This is a genomic window from Rhodopseudomonas sp. NSM (assembly GCF_052445935.1).
In the GTDB taxonomy this organism is placed as follows: Bacteria; Pseudomonadota; Alphaproteobacteria; order Rhizobiales; family Xanthobacteraceae; genus Rhodopseudomonas.
The window spans coordinates 47548-71369 of the sequence record NZ_JBQTCH010000003.1 but is presented as its reverse complement, the minus strand read 5'-3'; the positions used below and the strand labels follow the sequence as shown (position 1 = coordinate 71369).

The window sequence follows — 23822 nt, the reverse complement described above, 5'->3', positions numbered from 1 at the left end:
CAGATGGCTGGGCCGCCGGCAGGCCGGCGACCGCTCAGTTCGGAGCCATCGTCTCCTTCACCTTCGCGACCAGCGCGCTGAGCGCGAACGGCTTCGCCAGGAACGCGAACTGCTCGTTCTCCGGCAGGCTCTTCTCGAACGCGTCTTCGGCATAGCCGGAGACGAAGATGATCTTCAGTTGGGAGTTGCGCGCGCGCATCGCCTTCAGCAGCGTCGGCCCGTCCATCTCCGGCATCACCACGTCGGACACCACGAGATCGACCTCGCCGCCATGCGCGTCGAACTCCTCCAGCGCCTCGACGCCGTTGCCGGCTTCGATCACGTTGTAGCCGCGCGAGCGCAGGCCGCGTGCGTTGAGCGAGCGCAGCCCCTCCTCGTCCTCGACCAGCAGGATGGTGCCCTGCCCGGTCATGTCGGCCCGCGGCTTGGCGGAGGCCGCCGCCGCCGCGCTGCCGGTCACCGCCGCCGTGTCCGGCTGCGCCTCGGGCACCGCATCGTGGCGCGGCAGGAAGATGTGGAAGGTGGTGCCGCGGCCGGGCTCGGAGTCGACGTAGACGAAGCCGCCGGTCTGCTTGATGATGCCGTAAACGGTGGAGAGCCCGAGGCCGGTGCCCTTGCCGACTTCCTTGGTCGAGAAGAACGGCTCGAAGATCTTGTCGACGATATCAGCCGGAATGCCGGTGCCGGTATCGCTGACGTCGATCCGCACGTAGTCCGCCGCCGGCATGCCCTTGTGCGCGAGCTGGACTGCGTCGGCGGCGGCGACGTTGCAGGTGCGGATGGCGAGCTTGCCGCCGTCGGGCATCGCGTCACGGGCATTGACCGCGAGGTTGACGATCACCTGCTCGAACTGCGAGACGTCGGCCTTGACCCGCCAAAGGTCGCGGCCGTGCTGCATCTCGAGCGAGACTTTCTCGCCGATCAGCCGCTTCAGCAGCCGGTCGATGTCGGTCAGCGCCTCGCCGAGATCGAGCACCTGCGGGCGCAGCGTCTGCTTGCGCGAGAACGCCAGCAACTGCCGCACCAGCGTCGCGGCGCGGGTGGCGTTCTGCTTGATCTGCATGATGTCCTGGAACGACGGGTCGGTCGGCTTGTGCGCGTTCAGCAGGAAGTCGTTGGCCATCATGATGGCCGAGAGCACGTTGTTGAAATCGTGCGCGATGCCGCCGGCGAGCTGGCCGATCGTGTCCATCTTCTGCGCCTGGTTGACCTGGTTTTCCAGCGCGCGCCGCTCGGTGGTCTCCAGCAGATAGACGATCGCCGCCTCGGCATCGCCGTCGTCGGCGACCGCGGTGACGAAGAACTGGCCCCACCGCTCGCGGGCGCCGTCGAGCATCACCTCGACCGGCGCGATGTCGGCCTGGCCCTGCGCGGCCTGATCGATCGCGGCGCCGAGCGTGGCGCGGTCGCGGGTGCTGACCGCGGCGAGGATCGATCTCGCCGCGCCACCCGACGGATCGAGGCTCTGCGCCAGCTTGGCGAAGCGGGCATTGGCGCGCACCACCGCGCCGGACTTGTCCACCGTGGCGATCGCCATCGGGGTGTGGTCGAAGAACCGCATGAAGCGGATCTCGGCGGCGCGTTGCGGGTCGAGCCGCTCGTCGCGGGCGCGGCTGATCACCAGCGTGCGCGAAGCGCCCGGCGCGCCGTCGGCGCCGAAGGCGAGCTTGTGATACAGCCGCACCGGCATGGTCTTGCCGCTGCGCATCTTCAGGTCGATGTCGAACACTTCGGTCTTGACCTCGCCCGGCTCGGGCACGATCGAGGTCAAGAGTGCCGCGCCGTCGCCGGAGACGATGTCGCCGAGCTTCAGGCCGCCGGAACCGATCTCGGCGAGGTCGTGGTCGAGCCAGTTCGCCAGCGTGGCGTTGACGTAGACCAGATTCCCCGCGGCATCGACCGAGAAGAAACCGCAGGGCGCGTGGTCGAGATATTCGATGGCGTGCTGCAGCTCCTGGAACACATCCTCCTGGTGCTCGCGGTCGCGGGTGATGTCGGCCAGCGACCACACCGTTTGCTTTGCCTCGCGCTTGCCGGGGCCCAGCGGCCGCACCCGCATCCGCATCCAGCGGCCCTGCGCGCCGTCGGCGCCGGCGACGCGGACTTCTTCCTGCAGCCGCTTGCCCTCCCGCGCCGCCTTCAGCAGCCGGAACACCGCTTCGGAGACGTCGGGATTGCCGATGAACACCCGCTCCACCGGCCGGACGTCCAGCATCGTCGCAGCGCCGGTCAGCGCCAGATAGGCCGGGTTGGCATAGACCACATGGCCGCGCGAATCGGTGACGGCGATGCCGTCGAACGCCCCCTCGGAGATCGCCCGCAGCACCGGATCGTCGGCGGCCCGGTCGGCGAAGCCGACGATGCCGGCGGCGAAGGCGAACAGCATGAACAGCCCGACCATCGCCAGCAGCGCCAGCAGGCCGAGAATATAGGGCTGCGCCTCGGCGCGGCCGAGCGTCATGAACGCGACGGCGGCGGCGACGATGGCGCCCGCCACCAGCAATACCAGGACGATGCTGCCGCGGCGGCGCGCCGGCTCCGCGGCAGGCGGCGGAGCCTGATGGTCGTTGATGGTCATGGTCACCGAACCGATCCCTTGGCCGCCAGCGCAGCAGCGGCACGGCTCCACCTGCCTGAATCGGAGCCGCCCGCGCAAGTACATCGTCGGTCCCGGCCGCTCCCCCGATGGGTCCGAACGGTCCGATCGGAGCGGCAATCCCCGAAAATCCGCTCACTGCGGTCGCCCGTCCCCCGCATCGCCATTGCTTCAGGTCCGCCGTCCGGAGAGGTTGCGCCGCAGGTTCATGACGTAGCCGATCACCTCGGCGACGGCGTGGTAATGCTCGACCGGGATTTCCTCGTCGACGTCGACGGTGGCGAACAGCGCGCGCGCCAGGGGCACGTTCTCGACGATCGGCACGTCGTTCGCCTTCGCCACTTCCCGGATCTTGAACGCGATCGCGTCGGCGCCCTTGGCGACGCAGATCGGCGCCTGCATGCCACGCTCGTATTTCAGCGCCACCGAGAAGTGGGTCGGGTTGGTGATGACGACCGAGGCGCCGGGCACCGCCGCCATCATCCGCTTCTTCATCCGCTGATAGCGGATCTGCCGGATCCGGCCCTTGATGTGGGGGTCGCCTTCGGACTGCTTGTATTCCTCCTTGACCTCCTGCAACGACATCTTCTGCCGCTCGCGCCAGGTGTGGTACTGGAAGAAATAGTCGCCGGCCGCGACGAAGGCGAGCACCGCCGCCACCGTTCCCATCAGTTTCAGCGTCAGCGAAACCGTGACGCCGAGCAGGGCCGCGACGTCCATCTGCAGCAGCGCGTCGAGCCGGTCGCGCTCCGGATACAATACCGCGACCATCACCACGCCGAGCGCGATCACCTTGAACAGGCCCTTCAGGAAATTCGCCAGCGCCTGCTTGCCGAACAGCCGCTTGGCGCCCTCGAGCGGCGACAGCTTGCTGAATTTCGGCTTCAGCCCCTCGGTGGAGAACACCAGCCGATGCTGGATCAGATTGCTGCCGATCGCGACCAGCGCCAGCAGCAGCAGCGGCACGCCGAGCACCGAGATCAGTGTCAGCAGCAGGCTCTTGGTCAGGGCCAGCAGGCCCGCGCCGTCGACCGGCAGCATCCACGACTTCTCGATCAGCGTTCGCATCGGCCCGGTGATGCCGGTGCCGATCGATCCCGAGAACGACGACAGCAGCAGCGTCGCGCCGGCGATCACGAACCAGGTGTTGACCTCCTGGCTCTTGGCGACGTCGCCTTTCTCGAGCGCGTCGTCGAGGCGCTTCTGTGTCGGCTCTTGTTGCTTCTCCTGGTCGCTGTCGTCCGACATCGCTCAGGCGTCCCGCGCGGTCGGGCTCAGCGTGGCGTCAATTCCTGCATGACGCCGCCGAAATAGTTGAGGAAAGTGCCCATCATGGTGGTGAGCACGGCCGCGAGGATGACGAAGCCGATCATGATGGAGAGCGGCACGCCGACGAAATACACCTGCATCTGCGGCATCAGCCGTGCCAGGATGCCGAGGCCGATATTGAATACCAGGCCGAACACCAGGAACGGCGCCGCGAGCTGCATCCCGATCTTGAACGCCGCGGCGAACGCCTTGGTCGCCAGCGCGGCGACGTCGCCGCTGTTCAGCAATTCGCCGGGCGCGAAGATCTTGTAGCTGACGCTCAGCGCCTCGATCACCAGATGATGCGAGTCCGTGGCGAACAGCATTGTCACGCCGAGAAGCGTGAGAAAATTGCCGATCAGCAGCCCCTGCTGCCCCTGGGTCGGGTCGACCGCGGTGACGAAGCCGAGCCCGAGCTGCTGCGCGATCACCGAGCCCGCGACCTGCAGCGCCGACAGCGTCACCCGCGCGGTCGCGCCGAGCACGATGCCGATGATGATTTCCTGAATCATCAGCACCAGCAGCGGCGTCAGCGACGACATGTCGACCTGGTAGGCGTTGCGGTGCAGCGGCAGGATGATCAGCGTCAGGCCGAGCGCGATCGACAGCTTGATCCGCGTCGGGATGTTGGTTTCGCCGAGCGTCGGCAACAGCATCACCATCGCGCCGACGCGGGCAAACACCAGCATGAAGGCGGCGCCGAGCGCGGGCAGGAACGAAACGTCGATGCGCATGGCGGCAATCTGCGTCTGGATCAAAGGCAACCGCGGCGGCAGCGCGGCGGTCCGCCGCCAGACCAGCCGCGAACGCCACACACCGGCCGGTGGCGCGGATCCCGATCATGCGTCAACCGCCGACGATTCGCGATGAGATCCGTAACATTTCGGCGTGCAGCCGGTCGGCCATGAACGGCAACGTCAGCACCAGCGTGAGGAACATCGCGAGAATCTTCGGCACGAACACCAGCGTCTGTTCCTGGATCTGGGTCAGCGCCTGGACCAGCGACACCGCCACGCCGACGACCAGGCCGACCACCATCAGCGGCGCCGAGACGATCACGATCGTCCAGACCGCTTCGCGGGCGATATCGAGGGTTTCAGCACCGGTCATGTCGGAGATCCTTGCCATTGGCTGGAAACGAAGCGCCTCATGGTGAGGAGCGCGCAACGCGCGCATCTCGAACCATGAGGATGGTGGGGCTCGTCCTTCGAGACGCGGCCTGACGGCCGCTCCTCAGGACGAGGACTGCAATCAGATCTGCATCCGGAGGATTTCCTCGTAGGACTGGATCACCCGGTCGCGCACCGACACCAGCGTAGACACCGCGACGTCGGTCTCGGCGACCGCGGTGACAACGTCCATGACGTTCGACTTGCCGTTGGCCATCGCCACGGTCTGGGCGTCGGACTTGCGGCCGGCGTCGAGCACGCTGCCCATCGCATCCTTGACCAGCGCGCCGAACGACGGGCCGGTGTCGGTCGGCTTGCCGGCACCGCCGGGATTGGCGAGCCGGGCGAGGCTCGCATAGGCATTGGCTGCGGAAATCGGTGACGCCATTGGTGGTCTCCCGGCTCGGGCCCGGTTCAGGCCTTGAGGATATCGAGGGTGCGCTGGATCATCCGGCGCGTCGCGCTGATGACGTTGAGGTTGGCTTCGTAGGATCGCTGCGCGGCGCGCATGTCGGTCATCTCGATCATCGAATTGACGTTCGGGTACTTGACGTTGCCGGCGGGGTCGGCGGCCGGATTGGTCGGCTCGTATTTCAGCCGGAACGCCGAAGTGTCCGGCTTGACCCGGCCGAGCGCCACGGTTCGGGCGTCGAGCGAGCGATCGAGCGCCGAGGTGAAGGTCGGCACCTTGCGCCGGTACGGGTCGCCACCCGGCTTCTGCGCGGTGGAATCCGCATTGGCGATGTTCTCGGAGATCACCCGCATCCGCCCGGCCTGCGCCCGCAGCCCGGAGGTGGCGATGCCCATCGACCTTGCAAAATCGCCTGCGTCGTCTGCCATGGTTCAAACTCCCGGGTGGCGTGGGTCAGCGCTTGCCGATTGCGGTTTTCAGCAGGCCGAGACTGCGGCTGTAGAGCGAGGTCGCGGCGGCGTAGTCCATCTGGTTGGCCGAGACCTTCATCATCTGATCCTCGAGATTGACGGCGTTGCCGGCCGGGCGGGTCTGGAACCCGGTCCGACCATCCTCCGCAAACGAAACCGTGCCGCCGGGCGCCTTCAGATGCGACGCGCTCGTCATCATCATCGGCAGCGCGCCGCCGGCGGAACTGGCGGTCAGCTGGCCGGCCGAGTCGAATTTCGGCGCGACCAGATCGCGCGGCCGGAACCCCGGCGTGTCCGAATTCGAGACGTTTTCGGCCAGCACTTTCTGGCGCTCCTGATGCCATTGCATCTTGGTGCGCAGCGCCGCCAGCATCGGAAGATCATTGATCGCCATCGCCGCCTCCGTCCCGGCCGCCACTGCTTTGCGACACTGCGGGAGTAGGCAGAATTTGCCGGGGTTATGGTTAACGGCCGGTTAAGATTGGTTACGAAAGGCTTGCGATTTCTTTCGGCACGCTGCGCGAAATCGCGTTTGCCGCGTGCGGAAGGCGTTTTGGTCCCCATGATTCGTGGCGTATGAGAAAAATCGGATGGCAGTTCTTGCCGCTGCTTATTAAGAAGGATGAACGAGGGGCGCCGAGCGTCGCCGGACATCTACCTTCATTCGGGTCAGGGACGGCGGGGGACGCCGAAACCGACCCGCTTCTCTCCGGGGATCGAGCATGTCGCAGCCAATGTTGTTCTTTTTTGCGTTTCTGGCCGTCCTGGCGATGATCGGCGCTGCCGCCTGGCTGGTGCGCCGCTTTGCCGGCAACCGCCTCGGCGCGCACACCAAGAGCGGCCGGATGCCGAGGCTGGCGGTGATCGACGCTGCCGCGGTCGACGGCCGGCGGCGGCTGGTGCTGGTGCGCCGCGACAATGTCGAGCATCTGCTGATGATCGGTGGCCCGAGCGACATCGTGGTCGAACCCAACATCGTCCGCGCCAGTCCGGTGCGCGACGCGTCACGCCCGGCGGGGCTCGGTGTGGAGCCGCGGCTGAACCCGGTCGACTGGGAAGCCGACGGCGCAGCCGAAGCGCCCGAGCCGGAGCTGCCGCCGCGCCCGTCGCGCCCCTCATTCGCCGATGAGGCGCGCCGGCCTGCCCCGCCGACGATGCCGACGCGCCGCCCCAGCGAGTTTCCCGGCAGCGACCCGTTCGCCGGCCTGGTCCCCGAGCCGATGATCCGGCCCGAGTTGCCGCCGATCGCCCGGCCGGAGCCGCGCCCGGAACCTCGACCCGAGCCGCGCGCCGAAGCGCGGCCCGAGCCGCGGATGGATCCCGCGCCGCGCCCGCGCGCGGACCCGGCGATGCCGCGCCCGCCACGGCCCGAGCCGCCGAAGGCGCCGCCGCCGATTCGCGCCGAGCGCCCGGCGCCGTCGCCTGTTTCCCAGGCTCCGCTCGCCCCCCCGCAGCCGTCACCGGCCGCGCTGTCGTCGGCCGACCAGAATCTCGCCGACATGGCCAACCGGCTGGAAGCCGCGCTGCGCCGTCCCGCCGACGGCAAGCCGGAAGCCGCACCGCCTGTCGCGCCCGAACCGCCGGCCCGCCCGGCGCCCCGCGCGTCCGAACCGCCGCGAGCCGAGCCGCCGGCGCCCGCACCCGCACCCGCTTCGCCGAAATCCGGCTTCGAGAGCCTCGAAGACGAGATGGCGTCACTGCTGGGGCGTCCGAAGTCTCCTTCGTGAGCCGCCCGGCCACACCGCGTAGAGTTGTTCTTTTTCTCACCGTCCTGATCGCCGCCGCAGCCGCGCTGGCGGCGCCGGCATATGCGCAGGATGTCAGCATCAATCTCGGCGGCGGCGGTACCGGCGTCACCGAGCGCGCGATCCAGCTGATCGCGCTGCTGACGGTGCTGTCGATCGCGCCGTCGATCCTGATCATGATGACGTCGTTCACCCGGATCGTGGTGGTGCTGTCGCTGCTGCGCACCGCGCTCGGCACCGCCACCGCGCCGCCCAACATGGTGATCATCGCGCTGGCGCTGTTCCTCACCGCGTTCGTGATGGGGCCGACGCTGCAGAAATCCTACGACGACGGCATCAAGCCGCTGATCGCCAACGAGATGAGCGTCGAGGACGCGCTGGTGCGCGCCTCCGGGCCGCTGCGGATCTTCATGCAGAAGAACGTGCGCGAGAAGGACCTCAAGCTGTTCCTCGACCTGTCCGGCGAGCCGCCGCCGGCGACGCCGGAGGATCTGTCGCTGCGCATCCTGATGCCGGCCTTCATGATCTCCGAACTGAAGCGCGCCTTCGAGATCGGCTTCCTGCTGTTCCTGCCGTTCCTGATCATCGACCTCGTCGTCGCCTCGGTGCTGATGTCGATGGGCATGATGATGCTGCCGCCGGTCGTCGTCTCGCTGCCGTTCAAGCTGATTTTCTTCGTGCTGGTCGACGGCTGGTCGCTGGTCGCAGGCTCGCTGGTGCAGAGCTATTCAGGCAGCGGGTAGGTCGGCGCAGCGCGAGGCGACGTACACCATCCCGTCGTTCGTCATTCCGGGGCGCGAACGCAGTTCGCGAACCCGGAATCCATAATCCCTGTCGATACGATTTCAGGCTGGCGTGAGACGGGCTTGAACGCGAGCGCGGGGGTTATGGATTCCGGGTTCGCGCTGCGCGCGCCCCGGAATGACGAACGAGAGGATTGTCGAATGGAGCGAGTTGCTACCGCGTCATCTTGATGACGCGGATCGGCGGGATCTCCGGCAGCGAGCCGGTCGAGGTCATGTCGGCGCCCGGCGGCGTGGCGCGGGCGCTGGCGTCGGGGAAGCGCTGCTTCATTTCGCGCAGGAAGCCTTCGAGCGTGTCGACGCTCGCCGCCATCTTGGCGATCGCAGCGAACGCCGCCGTGTCGCCGGCGGCCGGCCTGCTGGCTATGTCGAAGGCGGCGCGGTCGGCCGGGTCGTTCATCAGCGGCGCGAATTTTTCGCGGAAGCGGCCGAGGCCGAGCGCATCCTCGGCCAGCGCGTAGCCGACCACGGCGCGGATCACGTCGCTCTTTTCGGCCTGTGACAGCGGCGTGAAATCGCGCCAGCGGTCGCCGAGATACAGTTCGATCTGCTCGGAGGATTCGCGCCAGCGCCGCGACGCCCAGTAGATGTCGGAGCGCAGCCGGATCGCCTCGCGGCCGCCGACATGGGTGATGATATCGAGCGCGAGATCGTGGCGGCCGATGTCGCTCTGCGCGCGCGCTTCGAGCAGCAGCCGCTGCTGACGTAGTTCGCCGGCGAGGTCGGCGATCCGCGACGAATGCAGTGCGGCGATCGCGCGGTCCGGCTTGCGGTTCATCAGATAGACCATCGCCAGCCGTGCCGCGACCTGGGCGCGCGCTGCGCCCTCCAGCCGCTTGTCGACCTGGTACTGCAACAGCTCGCTGGCTTGATCCAGCAGATCGACCGCGACCAGGCGGTCGGCGAGCCGGCGGATCATCTCGTCGCCGCGGCGGCCGATCGGCGTCAGCTCGCGAAATTCGTAGAACGTCGCCAGCGCCTCGATCGGCGGAATGTCGTCGCCCTTGTTGCCGTTGAAGAGCTGGGAGAAAAGCGCGCGGCTGTCGTCCTGCGCCTGGCGGGAATGTTCGGAATTCGGCGCGAGCTGCGTCGCGGTTCGCGCCGCCGCCAGCGAGTCGCGATAGCGCCCGGCATTGGCGTACATCTTCGACAGCAATTGCTGGGTGCGGACCTCGAGATCGTCGCCGCGCCAGGTCATCGACAACCGCTCGAGCTCCGGCAGTACTTCCTCCGGCGTCATCTCGCCGCGCTTGCTGCGCAGCACGACGTCGCGGAATTTGGCTTCGCTGGCAGCCTGGCGGTCGGTCGACGCCATCGCTTCCTTGTATCTCTTCAGCGATTCCTGATCGCGGCCGAGCGCCTCGTCGAGCCAGCCGCGCATCACCGCGAGCTGCGGCTTCATCTCCGGCGGAATCCCGACCAGATCGAAATCGCTGCTGATCTTGGCGGCGCCGGCATAGTCGCGTACTTCCAGCGAGGCACGCATCGCGGTGGCGAGCACCTCACGCTGGATGTCGAGCGGCAGCGCGGTGATGGCGAACTGCACCGATTTGAGCTTCTCGCGCGCCTCGGGCCATTTGCCCTGCCGCGCCAGTGCGACGCCCTTCCACAATTGCGCGTCGTAGGTCGATGCGATCGCCGGATTGGCGACGTCCTTCAGCGTCTGCTCCGGCCGCGCCATCAGTGCACTGGCCGCGGCGTGGCCGATCATCGTCGCGGCGTCCTCCTGCCCGGCCTTGACGCCGAGCAGCGCCAGATCGAGCGCGCCCTTGGCTTCGTGATACAGGCCGCGCGCCATGTAGAATCGCGCCAGATCGAGCCGCGCCGGCAGGCGGTCGTCGCCGGTGGCGGCCGACGCGGTTCGGATCCGTGCGTCGAGCGCATCGGCGAAACGCCCCTCCTGATCCTTCGCCCATTGCGTGACGTCGAAGAACGGCCGCTCGGCCGACGAGCCCGCCTGCCCTGCCGGCTCGGCCGACGACAGCGTCAGCCCGCCGGGCCGCGACAGCACCACCGCATCCGCGGCGGTCTCGACGGTGACATCGTCGGACTTCAGTTCGATCACCACGCCGTGCAGCGTCTCCAGCAGACTGAACTCGACGAAATTCTGCCGCTTGATGAAGCCGCGTGGCGGCGGCAGCGCGGTGATCACGGTGAGCGCGTCGCCGGCTTCCGGATCGGTCAGGCGATGGATCTGGCCGAGGCCGGCGAGCGCTACCGACACATTGGCGCGCGCGGGATCGGCGATGTTGCGCACCGCGGTCAGCGGCCGCGCCGCGCCGCGGCCGGAATCGGCGAGCGTGATCGACCAGTTCTTGCCGGATCCGTCGTCGTCGCTCAGCGTCGCGAGTTGCGGACGATCGAGACGCAGCCGGATCGCCTGCCCGTTCGGCAGCGCCACGCGGCTGACGTCGCCGACGATGCCGCCGCCTTCGCGGCGGATCGCGGCGAGATCGAACGAGGTGGTGTTGTCGAGCACCAGCCACATCATATCGCCGCGCCGGAACAGCGCCGCGGGCGTCGGCGCCGCGAAAGCGAATCCGAGATGCAGCCCGTCGGTGCTGCGGCGCGCCTCGACCGGACGGGCTGCATTGGCTGCGGCAGGATTGATGGCAACCGCAGGCGTCTCGGGCGCAGGCAGCGAGGGCGGCTTCGGAGCCTCGGCAACCGCCGGCGCGACGCTGGCTCGGACGGTCGTCGCGGCCGCAGCGGGCGTCTCGCTCACCACGCCAGACGCGGCCGCAGCGGGCGCGGCAGTCGCCGGAGCTGCGACGGCAGGCGCAGCGACAGCCGGTGCAGTAGGCGGCGCTGGCGCTTCGTCGTTCCGCGCCGACGGGCCGGCGGGCGTCGGCGATATCACCACGGCTTTCGGCGGCGCGACCGGCGGCGACGGCGCTGCGTCCACCACCGGCTTCGGGGCAGGCATCGCGTCCGGCTTGGCTTCGGATCTGGCTTCGGGTTTGGCGGTCTCCGGGCCGCGCGACGCCGCGGCCGCGCCTTCGCGTTCGAGCCTGGCGATTTCGGGCAACGTCAGCGCCGACGAATTCGTCTTCGACGGCTCGGCGTCCTGCGGCTGAAAACTGACGTCGACGATGAAGTTCTTGTCCTCGCGAAACGAGCGCACGTCGGCGCCGCCGATCAGGGCGAAGTCCACGCTCGAGCCGTCGCCATCGATCTTCTGGCCGATCGACCCGACATTCGGCGCGCCGGCGAGTTGCGCATCGGCGAGATCGAAATTCAGCCCGGCATTGAACAGCACCGTCAGCTTCTTGTCGGTCAGCGTCGACGACACCTGCACCCCGGGCGGCACCTCGAACACGTAGCGCACGAAGGTCGGCTGCATCGACGCGCGGACGCGGATCGGCGGCCGCTTCTTGACGTCGGCCCTCGCCTGCTGCGCCCGCAGCGCGCGCTCGGCGGCGCGGGCGCGCTCGGCCAGCGCCTTCACCACGTCCTGTGGCAGACCCGGCGGTGCGCCGGCCCAATTTTCGGGCAGGAAATCGATGTACAGCCGCTCGCCCGCGGACATCGGATTAACGCCGAACTTGCGCAGCAGCGCCAGCCGAACCGCGTAGCCGTCGGGATCGAGCCGCGCCGAGCCGATATAGTTCGGCGCGGAATCCGCGAGCTTGTCGATCGGAATATCCACCGGCCGCTTGAACCGGATCACCACGATCAGGCCGGCCATCACGACGTCGGATTCGACATCCTCGGCGAGCTTGAACAGCAGCCGTCCGTAGCCGCCGGCCGACTCGAAACTGACTTCGCCGCGCACCGCCTGTGCGGACGCCGGCCGCGGCGACAGCGCCACGCCGAGGACGAGCCCTAACGCCAGGCAGACTCGTGCGAGGCGCCAGCAGAGCGCCTGCGACCAAACTGCAGCGGCAGCCATCCGCGCCATTCGAATCTTCCGGTCAACGACCCTGTTCTGCCGGGCGGGCCGCACCCCGCCTTCTCGCATTGCTCGACGTATCGCCGCGCGCCGACGCGGCGCGGGCATTCGCACGCCACTCCACCATGGAAGCCGTTAACGCTGGCTTAACCATCCCGTCACGCGGCAGGCCGCGGTTCGCCCGGAAAAAGAAGCACGGCCGTATCTCTCATCAATTCTGCAATCTGTGATTTAAATCGGTCGGCTAAACACGCTTTATGTAGTAAGGAGCGTTCGCGGCCGCAGCCCCAATCGTGACGCGGTATCTAAGTGCTGCTCGAAACGTTGTCCCAGCGGCTTCATCAGGGATCGCTTGCATCATGCTATTGAAGGGATTGTATAAAGTCGAGTTCGAAACACCACGCCGGAAGGCGGTGGGCGTGTTGTTTGCAGAGGGCGGCAAACTGCGCGGAGGTAGTTCGGCTTTCGCCTTTTTCGGATCCTACGAGCAGGACGGCGGCTCCATCCGCGGCGAGGTCATGAGTCGCCGCCACACCAGCGATCCGAGCTTTCCCTCCGTGTTCGGCGTCGACGAGGTCCATCTCGATTTCTACGGCTCGTCGATCGGCGATTTCGCGCAAGTCGAAGGCGTCGCTGCGGAGGCACCGACGCTGGGCTTCAAGGCCGTGTTGACGCGAATCTGCGATTGATCGGTGCGTCGAAAGGACGGGCCGACCTACTACTGCCGGGCCGGAACGGGCCGGCCTTCGATCTTCGGCAGGGCCGCCGCTGACGCAGTGGCCGCGCTCTTGCCGGTGGCGCGGCGCGCCAGCTCGACCGTCAGCTTCTCGGCCGCCTCCGGCGTCATCAGCCCCATAATGTCGGACATCTTGCGCGGCGCGATCTGCGACGCGATTTCGATCAGCACCGGCATTTCCAGCCGGTCGAAGATCTTGGCGGCGTCCTTCGGCTTCATCGCCTCGTACATCGTGATGATGCCCTTGAAGCGCGCGGCGTCGGCCTCGGACTTCTGCTCGGTCGCCTTGTCGATCTGGCCCTCGGTCGCCTTCATCTCCTCGACACGGGCCTCGATCCGCTTCTCAGCGGCCTTGAGCAGGCTCTCGCGGATTTCGACTTCGCGCGCCCGCGCATCGAGCTCCTGCCGCCGCGCCTGCAGCCGCTCGAGGATCGCACGTTCGGACGGCGAAATACCCGGCTGCTGTTCCGCCGGCGGATCGACCAGCTTGATGTCCTCCGGGGCGGCCACCTCCGGCTTGGCCTCTTCTTTCTTCGGCGCCGGCACCGAGCCGGTGATATCGGACGCGAGCTCGGGATCCGCTGGTTTGACGTTGCCGCCCGGGAAGTTGAAGTTCGACTGCGCCCATGACGGCCTGGTCGCGTTCGGATCGTAATCGAACACGTAGCCGCCATCGAGCAGCAGACCGGCGATCTTCAGCACGGCGAGGCCGAGGATCGCGACCAGCACCACCGGAAGGATGCGGACGTCCCGAAACGCGTTCATGCAGCCAGGCCGCTGTGTCGTCGTCGCTCGGCGAAGGCTTCCGCCGCCGCCGCATTGGCGCGCGCCGGCGACATCACCGGCTCATCGCTCTGCTCCGACGACGGCCGCGCCGCGGCGACGATCTTGGACAGCCGGCGCAGCACATTGTCGCCTTCGGCGAGCTGTTTCTTGAGATGTTCGGACAGCGCGGTGGCCGAGGCGATGTCGCGGCCGAGATTGTCGTTGACCTCGCGCACCGTGAGCTTGAGCCCGCCGATCGCGCGTTCGGCGATTTCGGTGACGGTGATCAGTTCGCCGATCGTCGCCTTCAACGATTGCTCGTCGGCCCTGAGCCGCAGCAGGCGCTTGTTGAGCAGCCAGCAATAGCCGATCGTCAGGATCAGCAGCACAGCGACCAGGCTTTCGATGACCAGTCCGAGAGTATGGCTCATTGTGCCTCCATCATTTTGCTCTGCTCATCGGTCCGCTCGAACATCGCGTAGGTGGTGACCGGCTTGCGCAATGGTTTGGTGACGCGGATGGCGACGCGATCGCCGACCCGGCCCATCCGGCCCTCCGTCAGCGTGACGCTGCCGCAGCGCACCGCGACCAGCGCGTCGGCGCGCAGATCCAGCGGCAGGGTGTCGCCGACCTGCAGCGCCATCAACTGCTTCAGCGGCACCTCCGCCTCGTACAACACGGCATCGACGGAAATGTCGGCCTGGCCGATCTCGGTGGCGAGGTGGCCTTCCCAGACCTGATCACGGCCGAATTTCTCGCCCATGAACATCTGCATCAGCACGCCGCGGATCGGTTCGATCGTGGCGTAGGGCAGCAGCAGCTCGATGTTGCCGCCGCGGTCTTCCATGTCGATGTGCAGACGGACCAGGATCGCCGCGTTGGCCGGACGGCTGATCGCGGCGAAGCGCGGATTGGTTTCGAGTCGGTCGATCGTGAACGCCACCGGCGACAGCGGCCGGAACGCCTGCTCGGCATCGGCGAGCACGACCTCCAGCAGCCGCTTCACCAGATTGGTCTCGATCGTGGTGTAGGGCCGGCCTTCGATCCGGATCGCGGCCTGACCGCGACGGCCGCCGAGCAGAACGTCGATCATCGAATAGATCAGGCTGGAATCGACCGTGGCGAGCCCGAAATTCTGCCACTCCTCGGCCTTGAACACGCATAGTACAGCCGGCAGCGGGATCGAGTTCATGTAGTCGCTGAACCGCACCGAAGTGATGCGGTCGAGCGAGACCTCGACGTTGTCGGAGGTGAAATTGCGCAGGCTCGTCGTCATCAACCGCACCAGGCGGTCGAACACGATTTCGAGCATCGGCAGACGCTCGTAGGAGACCATCGCCGAGTCGATGATCGCGCGGATGCCGGAGTTCTCGTCGAGATGCACCTCGCCGACGCTGAAGCCGAGGAGATTGTCGATCTCCTCCTGCGACAGCACGCGCTCGCCGCTGTTCTTGCCGGTGCCGGCGAGATCGCGGCCGCCGTCCTCGACCATGGCGGCCCATTGCTCCGCCATCGTCCCGGTGAGTTCGTTCTCCTCAGCCGCCTTCGCTGCGGCCTCGGGGTCCTCCGAGGCCATCGACGCTTCCCATTGGGCGGCGATGGCGTCCTGATCGAGTTGTTCCTGGCCCGCCATGTCAGCTCACTGCACCAGTACTTCCTTGAACAGCACCGCGGTCACCTGCGCCGGCGCGATCGCCACGTTGACGCGCCGGGTCAGTTCTTCCTTCATCCGGAACATCCCGACCGAGCCGTTGAGGTCGCCGGAGCGCAGTTCGCGCAAATACGTCTGAAACAGGTCGGTGATGCGCGGCAGTGTCGGCTTGATCTGTTCGATCAGCTTTTCGTCCTTCACCTCGAGCACGATCTTGGCCTTGAGATACTGCACCCGCTCGCCCGGCGAGCCGGCGAGATTGACCATGATCTCGGGCACCTCGATGAAGTTCGGGGGCTTCACCTTCTCGGCCGCTTCGGCGTGTTCCTTGCCGGCGTCGTGGCCCTTGGACATGAAGAACCACGCGCCGCCACCGCCGCCGATCAGCACCAGCGCGGCCGCAGCGGCAATGATGATGAGCTTCTTCTTGCTCTTCGGCGCGGCGCCTTCGGCGGCCTCTGCGCCATCATCCGGTTTGTCTGGGTCCGCCATCGAGCGCTATTCCGCGTTGCAGGAAGAACCGCTGTGCCGCCCTGGCGAACCGTTAACGCGAGATTAAGGCCGCCAGCGCCCAAGGCCCTGATGTGACGACGCTATGGCGCAATGGTTAACGGAACCTTTCCAGACGCCGCCAACTGGGAAAATTCTGCCGGGTGACATGGTCAACAAGTCCCTAATTGCCGCCCTCCCCGACCGCTGAAAAACCGCAACGCATTGAACTGAATAATCTTTTCGACTTGGCACGGGGCTCGCAAGAACGATCGCGAGCCGCTGCTTGGGAGAGCGTCGGTTCGAGGCGATCCGCGGAAGGTCTGGGAGGACCGGAGGCGGATCCTGGAAGGGAGAACCACCGATGCAGAATACGCTTCTGGTCGGCTTGTCGCGGCAGGTCGTGCTCGAACGGCAGATGGATGTCGTCGCGAACAATCTGGCCAACATGAACACCAACGGCTTCAAGGCCGAGCGTTCCGTGTTTCAGGAATTCCTGAACACCGGCGCGCATGAGGACAATTTCCAGGGCCGGGACCGCCGCGTCAGCTTCGTGCAGGACCGCGCCGCGTATCACGATTTCTCCGCCGGCCCGTTGGACGAGACCAAGAACCCGCTCGACGTCGCGATCGACGGCTCGGCGTTCCTCGTCGTGCAGACCCCGGCCGGCGAGCGCTTCACCCGCGACGGCAAGCTGTCGATCAATCCGCGCGGCCAGCTCGTCAACGCCTCCGGCTATCCGGTGCTCGGCACCTCCGGTCCGATCGTGTTCCAGCCCACCGACAAGGCGATCAACGTCGCACAGGACGGCAACATCAGCGTGCTGGAAGGCACCGCCACCATCGACTCGCTGCGCGGCAAGTTGCGGCTGGTGTCGTTCGCCCGGCCACAGAGCCTGGAGAAGCAGGGCGACAACCTGTTTGCGGCGACCTCCGACCCCGGCGCGCCCGACACCAAGGCGGTCGTGCGCCAGGGCTACGTCGAGAAATCGAACGTGAATTCGGTGCTCGAAATGACGCGGATGATCGACGTCACCCGCTCCTACCAGAAAGTCTCGTCGTTACTGCAGCAGGAAGGCGACCTGCAGAAGACCGCCATCGAGCGGCTCGCCGAAGTCCCGGCGTAAGGAGATCGACGATGCGCGCACTCTACACCGCGGCGACCGGCATGGCCGCCCAGGAACTCAACGTCCAGGTGATCTCCAACAACATCGCCAACATGCGGACGACGGGCTTCAAGAAGCAGACCGCACAATTCCAGGACCTGATCTACGATCACGTCCGGCGGGTCGGCGCGCAGGCGTCGGACCAGGGCACGATCCTGCCCGTCGGCGTCGACATCGGCGGCGGCGTCAAGACCGTCGGCACGCCGCGGCTGATGACGCAGGGCACGCTGTCGACCACCGGCAACGATCTCGACCTCGCCGTCCGCGGCGAGGGCTTCTTCAAGATCCAGATGCCGGACGGCACCTTCAGCTACACCCGCGACGGCTCGTTCACCACCGACAACACCGGCCGCATCGTCACGGCGAACGGCAACCCGCTGCAGCCGACCATCACCATTCCGAACGGCGCCACCAGCATCACGGTTGCCACCAACGGTCAGGTTTCGGTGACGCTGAGCGGCCAGACCAACCCGACCGTGCTCGGCCAGATTGGCCTGACGCGCTTCATCAACAAGACCGGGCTGCAGCCGCAGGGCGACAATCTGTTCATCGAGACGCAGGCGTCCGGCCCGCCGCAGGACGGCATCGCCACCGCCGACGGTCTCGGCGACATGATGCAGAAGACGCTGGAGCAGGCCAACGTCGAAGTGGTGACGGAAATCTCCGACCTGATCTCCGCACAGCGCGCTTACGAGATGAACGCCAAGGTCGTCAGCGCCGCCGACCAGATGCTGCAATCCACCTCCAACATGTTCCGCTGAGGGAGCTGACCAATGATCCGCTCGCTCCTGATCACCGCGCTGCTCGCCGCGCCGCTCGCCGCGACCGCAGCGGAGAAGATGCCGCCGGCCGCGGTGCCGGCTCTCGACCAACGCACCGACGAGGTGCTGCGCTCGCCGGTGCTGCGCGCGCATGTCGAGGTCGCCGACGAACTGGTGCGGATCGGCGACGTCATCGACAATGCCGGCGTCGCCGCGAAGATCGCGATCTATCGCGCGCCCGACCTCGGCACCACCGGCGCGCTGCCGACCGCCTCGGTGCTCGCCGCCTTGCGTGCGCATCAGGTGATCGGCGTCGACACCCGCGACATTCGCGAAGTCACCGTCACCCGCCTCGCCCGCATTCTGCCGGCGAAGGAGATCGAGCAGCAGGTGATCGAGACGCTGCAGCGCCGCCACGGCTTCGGCGAGGCCGAGGATCTGGCGCTGAGCTGGGACCGCGAGATCGAATCCCAGACGCTGCCGGCCAGCTACACCGGCGCGCTGCAACTCGTCTCCGAACGGTTCGACCGGCGCAGCGGGCGGTTCGACATCAGTTTCGAGATCGCGGGCTCCGACAGCGCGCCGGTGCGGCTGCGCCTGACCGGCGCCGCGGTCGAGACCGTTCCGGCCACGGTGCTGACCCGCTCGATCGAGCGCAACGAAGTCATCAAAGCCTCCGACGTCGCCATCGAACGCCGCCCCAAGGCCGAGGCCAAGTCCGACGCCATCGCGCGCGACGCCGCGATCGGCATGCAGGCGCGGCGCACCTTGCGCAGCGGCCAGCTGGTGCGCGCAACAGACCTCGCCAAGCCCGATCTGGTGACGCGCGATCAGGGCGTCACGCTGATCTATCAGGCCGCCGGCATCTACCTGACGTCGCGCGGCAAGGCGCTCGAAACCGGCACCGAGGGCGACGTCGTCAACGTGCTCAATCTGCAATCGAAGCGCACCGTGGCCGCGACCGTGATCGGACGCGGACAGGTGATGGTGACCGTCGCCGTGCCGCGCATCCTCGCCAGCGCCAATCCCGCCGCAGCGCCGGGCGCTGTCCCCACCGCCGCGCTTGCCCCCGCCGCCGCCAGGACCGAGTGAGTTTCATGTTCAAGCCAGTACCGACCAACCGCATCGTTCTGATCGCCGCGCTGATTGCGACGGGAGGTCTCGCCGGCGGCTGCTCCTCGATCGACCGCCTCGCCGCGATCGGCGAACGGCCGGCGCTGAGCGCGATCGAGAACCCGACGACGCAGCCCGGCTACAAGCCGGTGCAGATGCCGATGCCGAAGCCGGAAGTCGCGTCGTACAACGCCAACTCTCTGTGGCGCAACGGCTCGCGCGCGTTCTTCCGCGATCAGCGCGCCGCCAAGGTCGGCGACATCATGACGGTGACGGTGAACTTCACCGACAAGGCCAACATCGCCAACCAGACCCAGCGCAGCCGTTCCAGCTCGGAGGATTCCGGCGTCACCGACTTCATCGGCAGCAAGACCATCACCAACACCGCGACCTCGGTGCTGCCGGGCCGGATCCTGACCACGGACTCGACCTCGTCCGCCGACGGCAAGGGTTCGGTGCAGCGCCAGGAAGCGTTGCAGACCAGCGTCGCCGCGGTGGTGACGCAGGTGCTGCCGAACGGCAATCTGGTGGTCGAGGGCAAACAGGAAATCCGCGTCAATTTCGAAGTCCGCGAACTGATCGTCGCCGGCATCGTCCGGCCGGAAGACATTCAGAGCGACAACACCATCGACTCGAGCAAGATCGCGCAGGCCCGCATCGCCTATGGCGGCCGCGGCCAGATCACCGACGTGCAGCAGCCGCGCTACGGCCAGCAGGTGATGGACGTGCTGCTGCCGTTCTGAGTTTCATTCGAGCTCCCACACCCGGCCGCGAACCTAGGCGCGGTCAGGTGTACCAGCGCGGCCTCCTCCGGCTCTCCCCCGGACGGAGGCCGCGGCCTTTTCGGCGACGAGCGGCCCGCGCAGCGCCGGCCGCATCTTGCCGCTCGATCTCGCAGCGCGATCATTTGATGCGGCGCATGGGCCGCATCACCTTGCGCCGGTTGTATCGCGCGCCGGTGACATTAAGTTCCGCGGCGACACGCCTGCGCCCGCATCCGTCGGGCCGGCCCATTGGAGAATCGAGATGATCCGAACCAGCGCCGTCCTGCTTGCGGCCGCCGCCATCGTCACGCTTGCCGCGGCGCCGGCCTCGGCCCGCGACTATGCGTATTGCCTGCAGGGCGGCGAGTGGGGCTATCCCGGCAATTGCCAGTTCGACAGCTACCAGCAATGCATGACCACCGCATCGGGGACCCGGGCCGGTTGCGACATCAACCCGGTCTTCGCGTTCCGGGCGCAGCAGCAGCAAGACGTCCAGCCGCAACCGCGCGTGCGGCATCGCCGCCACTGAGCCGGCGCGCCTGAGAAGCCGACAAAGAAATAGCGCCGCTCCCGGTCAGGAGCGGCGCCGAAATTCATCGGTCAGCCGCGCGAACGCCGACTGCGCCTCGTCGCGAACTACTCGTCGCGATAGACCTTCTCGCGCTTCTCGTGGCGCTCCTGCGCTTCGACCGACAGCGTCGCGATCGGGCGGGCTTCGAGCCGTTTCAGCGAAATCGGCTCGCCGGTTTCTTCGCAGTAACCGTAGGTGTTGTCGTCGATGCGCTGCAGTGCAGCGTCGATCTTGGAGATCAGCTTGCGCTGCCGATCGCGCGCACGCAGTTCGATGGCGCGGTCGGTTTCCGACGAGGCGCGGTCGGCCAGATCGGGATGATTGACGTTCTCTTCCTGGAGGGTCTGGAGCGTGAGCTTTGCTTCACGCAAAATTTCGTCCTTCCAGGCCAATAGCTTCGCACGAAAATACTCGCGCTGCCGTTCATTCATGAACGGCTCTTTCTCGGAGGGTCGATAGCTTTTCAACTTATCCAAGGGCAATCCATGATCTTGTTGGGCGGCAAAAACCCCGCCTGCGCGGCAGCTTATATAGCGCGCGCAGATGACAGACAATATCGTCCGCCACCGGTCTCGCATCTGCTGCACATCGTTTGAGCGGCACCAACTGCCGCGTCTTTGGTCAGGCGCAGCGCCGGTCAGTATTGTCCGGCCTTGGCCAGCTCGACCTCGACGCGAAGCTCGATCTCCGACAATACCGCATCGAGGCCGGGGTCGCCCGAAGATGCCTTCAGTTCCGCGGCCGCAGCGCGCAGCCGCGTCACCGTGGCGGTGTCGAACGAGCCGGCCAGCAGGCTGATCTTGAGGTCGTCGAGCACGTCGAGCGCGGTACGGCCGCGCGCTACGGAGCGCTTGCGCCGCTCGGTGGCGTCCTCGACCCCCTGCATCGCCAGCAGCGCGTCGAGCCCGGTCGGCGCCAGCGGCGCGCTGGCGGTTCGCGTCTCCTGCCCTGGCTGGGCGGAGCTGGTCGGCAGCGAAAACGTGCTCGAGCCCGTTCGCCGGGCGTTGCCGGAGGGGGTCGACGTGGTGGTGCCGTTTGGGCCGTAGATTCGCATGGTCTCTCTCGCCGGACAGGTCCTGGCTGGGCGCCGCGCGCGGGAACAGCTTACACCCGAGCCGGGAACCGCGCTGAGGCCCTTGGTACCCAGCGTCGCCGTTTATGGTTAACAGTCGGTAAACGATCGGCAAATTTTGCCGCCGGCGCCAGTTTTGCCGCGACGGAGATCGCCGCGGGAGTGCCGCTTTCGGCCGGACTTTATCACACTTTCAATAACTTACACAGAAGCAACGGCTTGGCACGGCGCTCGCAAGGGAAGCTGGCGTGACTGCGCTGCGTGCCGCCGTGTCAGCCGCCGAGGAGACTAAAATGCCGAGCGTTTCCGCCGTGATCCTGAAGCTGGCCGCAGCCGCCCTGTCTGCGCTGCTGCTGTCGGGCGTGGCCGCCAGCGCCACCTCGCGGATCAAGGACCTCGCGAATATCGAGGGCGTGCGGCAGAACCAGCTGATCGGCTACGGCCTGGTGGTCGGCCTCAACGGCACCGGCGATACCCTCAACAACATCCCCTTCACCAAGCAGTCGCTGCAGGCGATGCTGGAGCGGATGGGCGTCAACATCCGCGGCGCCACCATCCGCACCGGTAACGTCGCCGCCGTGATGGTCACCGGCAATCTGCCCGCCTTCGCCACCCAGGGCACAAGGATGGACGTCACCGTCTCCGCGCTCGGCGACGCCAAGAATCTGCAGGGCGGAACCCTGCTGGTCACGCCGCTGCTCGGCGCGGACGGCAATGTCTACGCGGTGGCGCAGGGATCGCTGGCGATCGGCGGCTTCCAGGCCGAGGGCGAAGCCGCCAAGATCACCCGCGGCGTGCCGACCGTCGGCCGCATCGCCAATGGCGCCATCGTCGAGCGCGAGATCGAATTCGCGCTGAATCGCCTGCCGAGCGTCCGGCTGGCGCTGCGCAACGCGGATTTCACCACCGCCAAGCGGATCGCGGCGGCGGTCAACGACTTCCTCGGCACCAAGAGCGCCGAACCGATCGACCCTTCGACCGTCCAGCTTTCTATTCCGGCTGAATTCAAGGGCAATGCCGTCGCCTTCGTCACCGAGATCGAGCAATTGCAGGTCGAGCCGGACCAGGCCGCCAAGATCATCATCGACGAGCGCAGCGGCATCATCGTGATGGGCCGCGACGTCCGAGTCGCCACCGTCGCGGTCGCGCAGGGCAATCTCACCGTGTCGATTTCCGAAAGCCCGCAGGTCAGTCAGCCCAATCCGCTGTCGAATGGCCGCACCGTGGTCACGCCGAATTCGCGGATCGGCGTCACCGAGGACGGCAAGAAGCTGGCGCTGGTCAAGGACGGCGTGTCGCTGCAGCAGTTGGTCGATGGCCTCAACGGCCTGGGCATCGGCCCGCGCGACCTGATCGGCATCCTGCAGGCGATCAAGGCCGCCGGCGCCATCGAAGCCGATATCGAGGTGATGTGATGTCGATCGTCCCCACCACCTACGCGAAGACCGCCCTCAGGCACGACGGCCGGCCCGACATCGACCTGAACGCTGCGCTGGCCAAGGTCTCGCCGAAGGCGCAGGCCAAGGCGCGCGACTCCGCCGAGCAGTTCGAGGCGATGTTCCTGAATTCGATGTTCTCGCAGATGACGAGCGGCCTGAAGGGCGACGGCCCGTTCGGCGACACCGTCGGAACCGGGGTGTGGCGTTCGATGCTGACCGAACAATATTCGCAGACCGTCGCAAAGTCCGGCGGCGTCGGCATCGCCAATGACGTGTTCAGGACTCTCATTCTTCAGCAGGCCAGCGCGACCTGATCGCAAAGGACGATGCCATGACGCAGATGCAACGCCCGCAGGCCCCCGCCCCGGTGCAGCCGATCGATTCGCCGGCCGACGCGCGCAAGCTCGCCAACGGGCTGACGGAAGTGATGAACACGCTGCTGGCGGTGATCGAGCGCGAGACCGAATTGGTCCGCGCCGGCAAGATTCCCGATGCGCTGCGGCTCGAGGGCCAGAAGAACGAATTGACGAAAAACTACATCACCGCGATCACGCTGGTGAAGGCGAGCCAGCCCTATATGTCCAAAGCGACGCCCGACCTGCTCGGCGCGCTGCATCGCCACCACGAGGTGTTCCGCGCGATGCTGCAGGTCAACCTCACCGTGCTCGCCACCGCGCATGCGGTGTCGGAAGGGATCGTGCGCGGCGTCAACGCCGAGATCCAACGCCGTAACATTCCGCAGACCTACACCGCGGCCGGCAGGCGCGCCGCGCCCGGCCCGCGCAACCTGACGCCGATCGCCGTCAGCCGCTCGCTGTAGTCCGTCCGGAAGCCCGACTGATCACGGCTTCGCGCTGCCGCCCCCGCCGGCGGCGGTTTTCGCGCGTGTGGCAATTTGAAA

25 protein-coding genes are annotated in these 23822 nt (G+C 67.0%); 11 read left to right on the top strand and 14 right to left on the bottom strand.

Annotation, left to right across the window (positions count from 1 at the left end; all coding sequences use genetic code 11):
- Positions 1-34: 34 nt before the first annotated feature.
- The 7 genes from cckA to flgB form a co-directional block, all read right to left on the bottom strand.
- Complete coding sequence (cckA, locus tag ACTZWT_RS08740; RefSeq protein WP_444769879.1) at positions 35-2578, bottom strand: cell cycle histidine kinase CckA; 2544 nt, start codon at positions 2576-2578, stop codon at positions 35-37.
- Positions 2579-2767: 189 nt separating this feature from the next.
- On the bottom strand, positions 2768-3844 hold the full coding sequence (gene flhB, locus ACTZWT_RS08735) for a flagellar biosynthesis protein FlhB (RefSeq protein WP_444769290.1): 1077 nt from the start codon (positions 3842-3844) through the stop codon (positions 2768-2770).
- A gap of 26 nt (positions 3845-3870) precedes the next feature.
- Positions 3871-4638, bottom strand: coding sequence for a flagellar biosynthetic protein FliR (gene fliR / locus ACTZWT_RS08730; RefSeq protein WP_444769289.1), 768 nt, complete (start codon positions 4636-4638; stop codon positions 3871-3873).
- A gap of 112 nt (positions 4639-4750) precedes the next feature.
- The gene (fliQ, locus tag ACTZWT_RS08725) at positions 4751-5014 is read right to left on the bottom strand and encodes a flagellar biosynthesis protein FliQ (protein ID WP_011442652.1); all 264 of its coding nucleotides are present in this window, start codon (positions 5012-5014) and stop codon (positions 4751-4753) included.
- A 141-nt stretch (positions 5015-5155) separates the two neighbouring features.
- Positions 5156-5461: a flagellar hook-basal body complex protein FliE gene (gene fliE / locus ACTZWT_RS08720; RefSeq protein ID WP_444769288.1), complete on the bottom strand. Its 306-nt coding sequence runs from the start codon at positions 5459-5461 to the stop codon at positions 5156-5158.
- Positions 5462-5487: 26 nt separating this feature from the next.
- Entirely contained in the window at positions 5488-5913 is a 426-nt protein-coding gene (gene flgC, locus ACTZWT_RS08715) for a flagellar basal body rod protein FlgC (RefSeq protein WP_444769287.1), read from the bottom strand.
- A gap of 25 nt (positions 5914-5938) precedes the next feature.
- Positions 5939-6349: a flagellar basal body rod protein FlgB gene (gene flgB, locus ACTZWT_RS08710; protein WP_444769286.1), complete on the bottom strand. Its 411-nt coding sequence runs from the start codon at positions 6347-6349 to the stop codon at positions 5939-5941.
- A gap of 328 nt (positions 6350-6677) precedes the next feature.
- On the opposite strand from flgB, the gene ACTZWT_RS08705 reads away from it, so the two are divergent.
- Positions 6678-7682, top strand: coding sequence for a flagellar biosynthetic protein FliO (locus ACTZWT_RS08705; protein WP_444769285.1), 1005 nt, complete (start codon positions 6678-6680; stop codon positions 7680-7682).
- Positions 7679-8443, top strand: coding sequence for a flagellar type III secretion system pore protein FliP (gene fliP / locus ACTZWT_RS08700; protein WP_444769284.1), 765 nt, complete (start codon positions 7679-7681; stop codon positions 8441-8443). The genes ACTZWT_RS08705 and fliP overlap by 4 nt, the downstream gene beginning before the upstream one ends.
- A gap of 214 nt (positions 8444-8657) precedes the next feature.
- Here the strand turns inward: fliP and ACTZWT_RS08695 are convergent, their stop codons facing one another.
- The gene (locus ACTZWT_RS08695) at positions 8658-12404 is read right to left on the bottom strand and encodes a tetratricopeptide repeat protein (protein ID WP_444769283.1); all 3747 of its coding nucleotides are present in this window, start codon (positions 12402-12404) and stop codon (positions 8658-8660) included.
- 350 nt (positions 12405-12754) lie between these two features.
- On the opposite strand from ACTZWT_RS08695, the gene ACTZWT_RS08690 reads away from it, so the two are divergent.
- Positions 12755-13084 carry a GrlR family regulatory protein gene (locus tag ACTZWT_RS08690; RefSeq protein ID WP_444769282.1) on the top strand — a complete coding sequence of 110 codons (330 nt, stop codon included), beginning with the start codon at positions 12755-12757 and terminating at the stop codon, positions 13082-13084.
- A 29-nt stretch (positions 13085-13113) separates the two neighbouring features.
- Here ACTZWT_RS08690 and ACTZWT_RS08685 read toward each other — a convergent pair whose 3' ends face one another.
- The 4 genes from ACTZWT_RS08685 to fliL are packed head-to-tail and all read right to left on the bottom strand — an operon-like array spanning position 13114 to position 16039.
- Positions 13114-13896 (bottom strand): MotE family protein, encoded by a 783-nt coding sequence (locus tag ACTZWT_RS08685; protein ID WP_444769281.1) that lies wholly within the window; start codon positions 13894-13896, stop codon positions 13114-13116.
- Complete coding sequence (locus tag ACTZWT_RS08680) at positions 13893-14327, bottom strand: DUF6468 domain-containing protein (RefSeq protein WP_444769280.1); 435 nt, start codon at positions 14325-14327, stop codon at positions 13893-13895. The genes ACTZWT_RS08685 and ACTZWT_RS08680 overlap by 4 nt, the downstream gene beginning before the upstream one ends.
- On the bottom strand, positions 14324-15529 hold the full coding sequence (gene fliM / locus ACTZWT_RS08675; protein WP_444769279.1) for a flagellar motor switch protein FliM: 1206 nt from the start codon (positions 15527-15529) through the stop codon (positions 14324-14326). The genes ACTZWT_RS08680 and fliM overlap by 4 nt, the downstream gene beginning before the upstream one ends.
- Positions 15530-15535: 6 nt before the next feature.
- A complete protein-coding gene (gene fliL, locus ACTZWT_RS08670; RefSeq protein ID WP_444769278.1) occupies positions 15536-16039 on the bottom strand; it encodes a flagellar basal body-associated protein FliL in 504 nt (167 codons plus the stop codon).
- 361 nt (positions 16040-16400) lie between these two features.
- Between fliL and flgF the strand changes: the two genes are divergently transcribed.
- The 5 genes from flgF to ACTZWT_RS08645 all read left to right on the top strand — a co-directional run bounded on the left by flgF (position 16401) and on the right by ACTZWT_RS08645 (position 20368).
- Positions 16401-17162, top strand: a complete 762-nt coding sequence (gene flgF, locus ACTZWT_RS08665) for a flagellar basal-body rod protein FlgF (protein ID WP_444769277.1) — start codon at positions 16401-16403, stop codon at positions 17160-17162.
- 11 nt (positions 17163-17173) lie between these two features.
- A complete protein-coding gene (gene flgG, locus ACTZWT_RS08660) occupies positions 17174-17962 on the top strand; it encodes a flagellar basal-body rod protein FlgG (protein WP_444769276.1) in 789 nt (262 codons plus the stop codon).
- A gap of 12 nt (positions 17963-17974) precedes the next feature.
- A complete protein-coding gene (gene flgA, locus ACTZWT_RS08655; RefSeq protein WP_444769275.1) occupies positions 17975-19054 on the top strand; it encodes a flagellar basal body P-ring formation chaperone FlgA in 1080 nt (359 codons plus the stop codon).
- Between the two features lie 5 nt (positions 19055-19059).
- A complete protein-coding gene (gene flgH, locus ACTZWT_RS08650) occupies positions 19060-19818 on the top strand; it encodes a flagellar basal body L-ring protein FlgH (protein ID WP_444769274.1) in 759 nt (252 codons plus the stop codon).
- Between the two features lie 283 nt (positions 19819-20101).
- The gene (locus ACTZWT_RS08645; protein ID WP_444769273.1) at positions 20102-20368 is read left to right on the top strand and encodes a DUF3551 domain-containing protein; all 267 of its coding nucleotides are present in this window, start codon (positions 20102-20104) and stop codon (positions 20366-20368) included.
- Positions 20369-20475: 107 nt separating this feature from the next.
- On the opposite strand, the gene dksA is transcribed toward ACTZWT_RS08645, so the two are convergent.
- Both dksA and ACTZWT_RS08635 read right to left on the bottom strand, forming a co-directional pair.
- Positions 20476-20841, bottom strand: a complete 366-nt coding sequence (gene dksA, locus ACTZWT_RS08640; protein WP_198135187.1) for an RNA polymerase-binding protein DksA — start codon at positions 20839-20841, stop codon at positions 20476-20478.
- Positions 20842-21047: 206 nt separating this feature from the next.
- On the bottom strand, positions 21048-21464 hold the full coding sequence (locus ACTZWT_RS08635; protein WP_444769272.1) for a flagellar assembly protein FliX: 417 nt from the start codon (positions 21462-21464) through the stop codon (positions 21048-21050).
- Positions 21465-21775: 311 nt separating this feature from the next.
- Here ACTZWT_RS08635 and ACTZWT_RS08630 point away from each other — a divergent pair, with 311 nt between their 5' ends.
- Genes ACTZWT_RS08630 through ACTZWT_RS08620 form a run of 3 tightly spaced genes read left to right on the top strand, consistent with a single transcriptional unit; the run spans position 21776 to position 23741 of the window.
- Positions 21776-22897: a flagellar basal body P-ring protein FlgI gene (locus tag ACTZWT_RS08630; protein WP_444769271.1), complete on the top strand. Its 1122-nt coding sequence runs from the start codon at positions 21776-21778 to the stop codon at positions 22895-22897.
- Complete coding sequence (gene flgJ / locus ACTZWT_RS08625; protein ID WP_444769270.1) at positions 22897-23235, top strand: flagellar assembly peptidoglycan hydrolase FlgJ; 339 nt, start codon at positions 22897-22899, stop codon at positions 23233-23235. Before ACTZWT_RS08630 ends, flgJ begins: the two co-directional genes overlap by 1 nt.
- Before the next feature lie 17 nt (positions 23236-23252).
- Positions 23253-23741 carry a hypothetical protein gene (locus tag ACTZWT_RS08620; protein ID WP_444769269.1) on the top strand — a complete coding sequence of 163 codons (489 nt, stop codon included), beginning with the start codon at positions 23253-23255 and terminating at the stop codon, positions 23739-23741.
- Positions 23742-23822 lie beyond the last annotated feature (81 nt).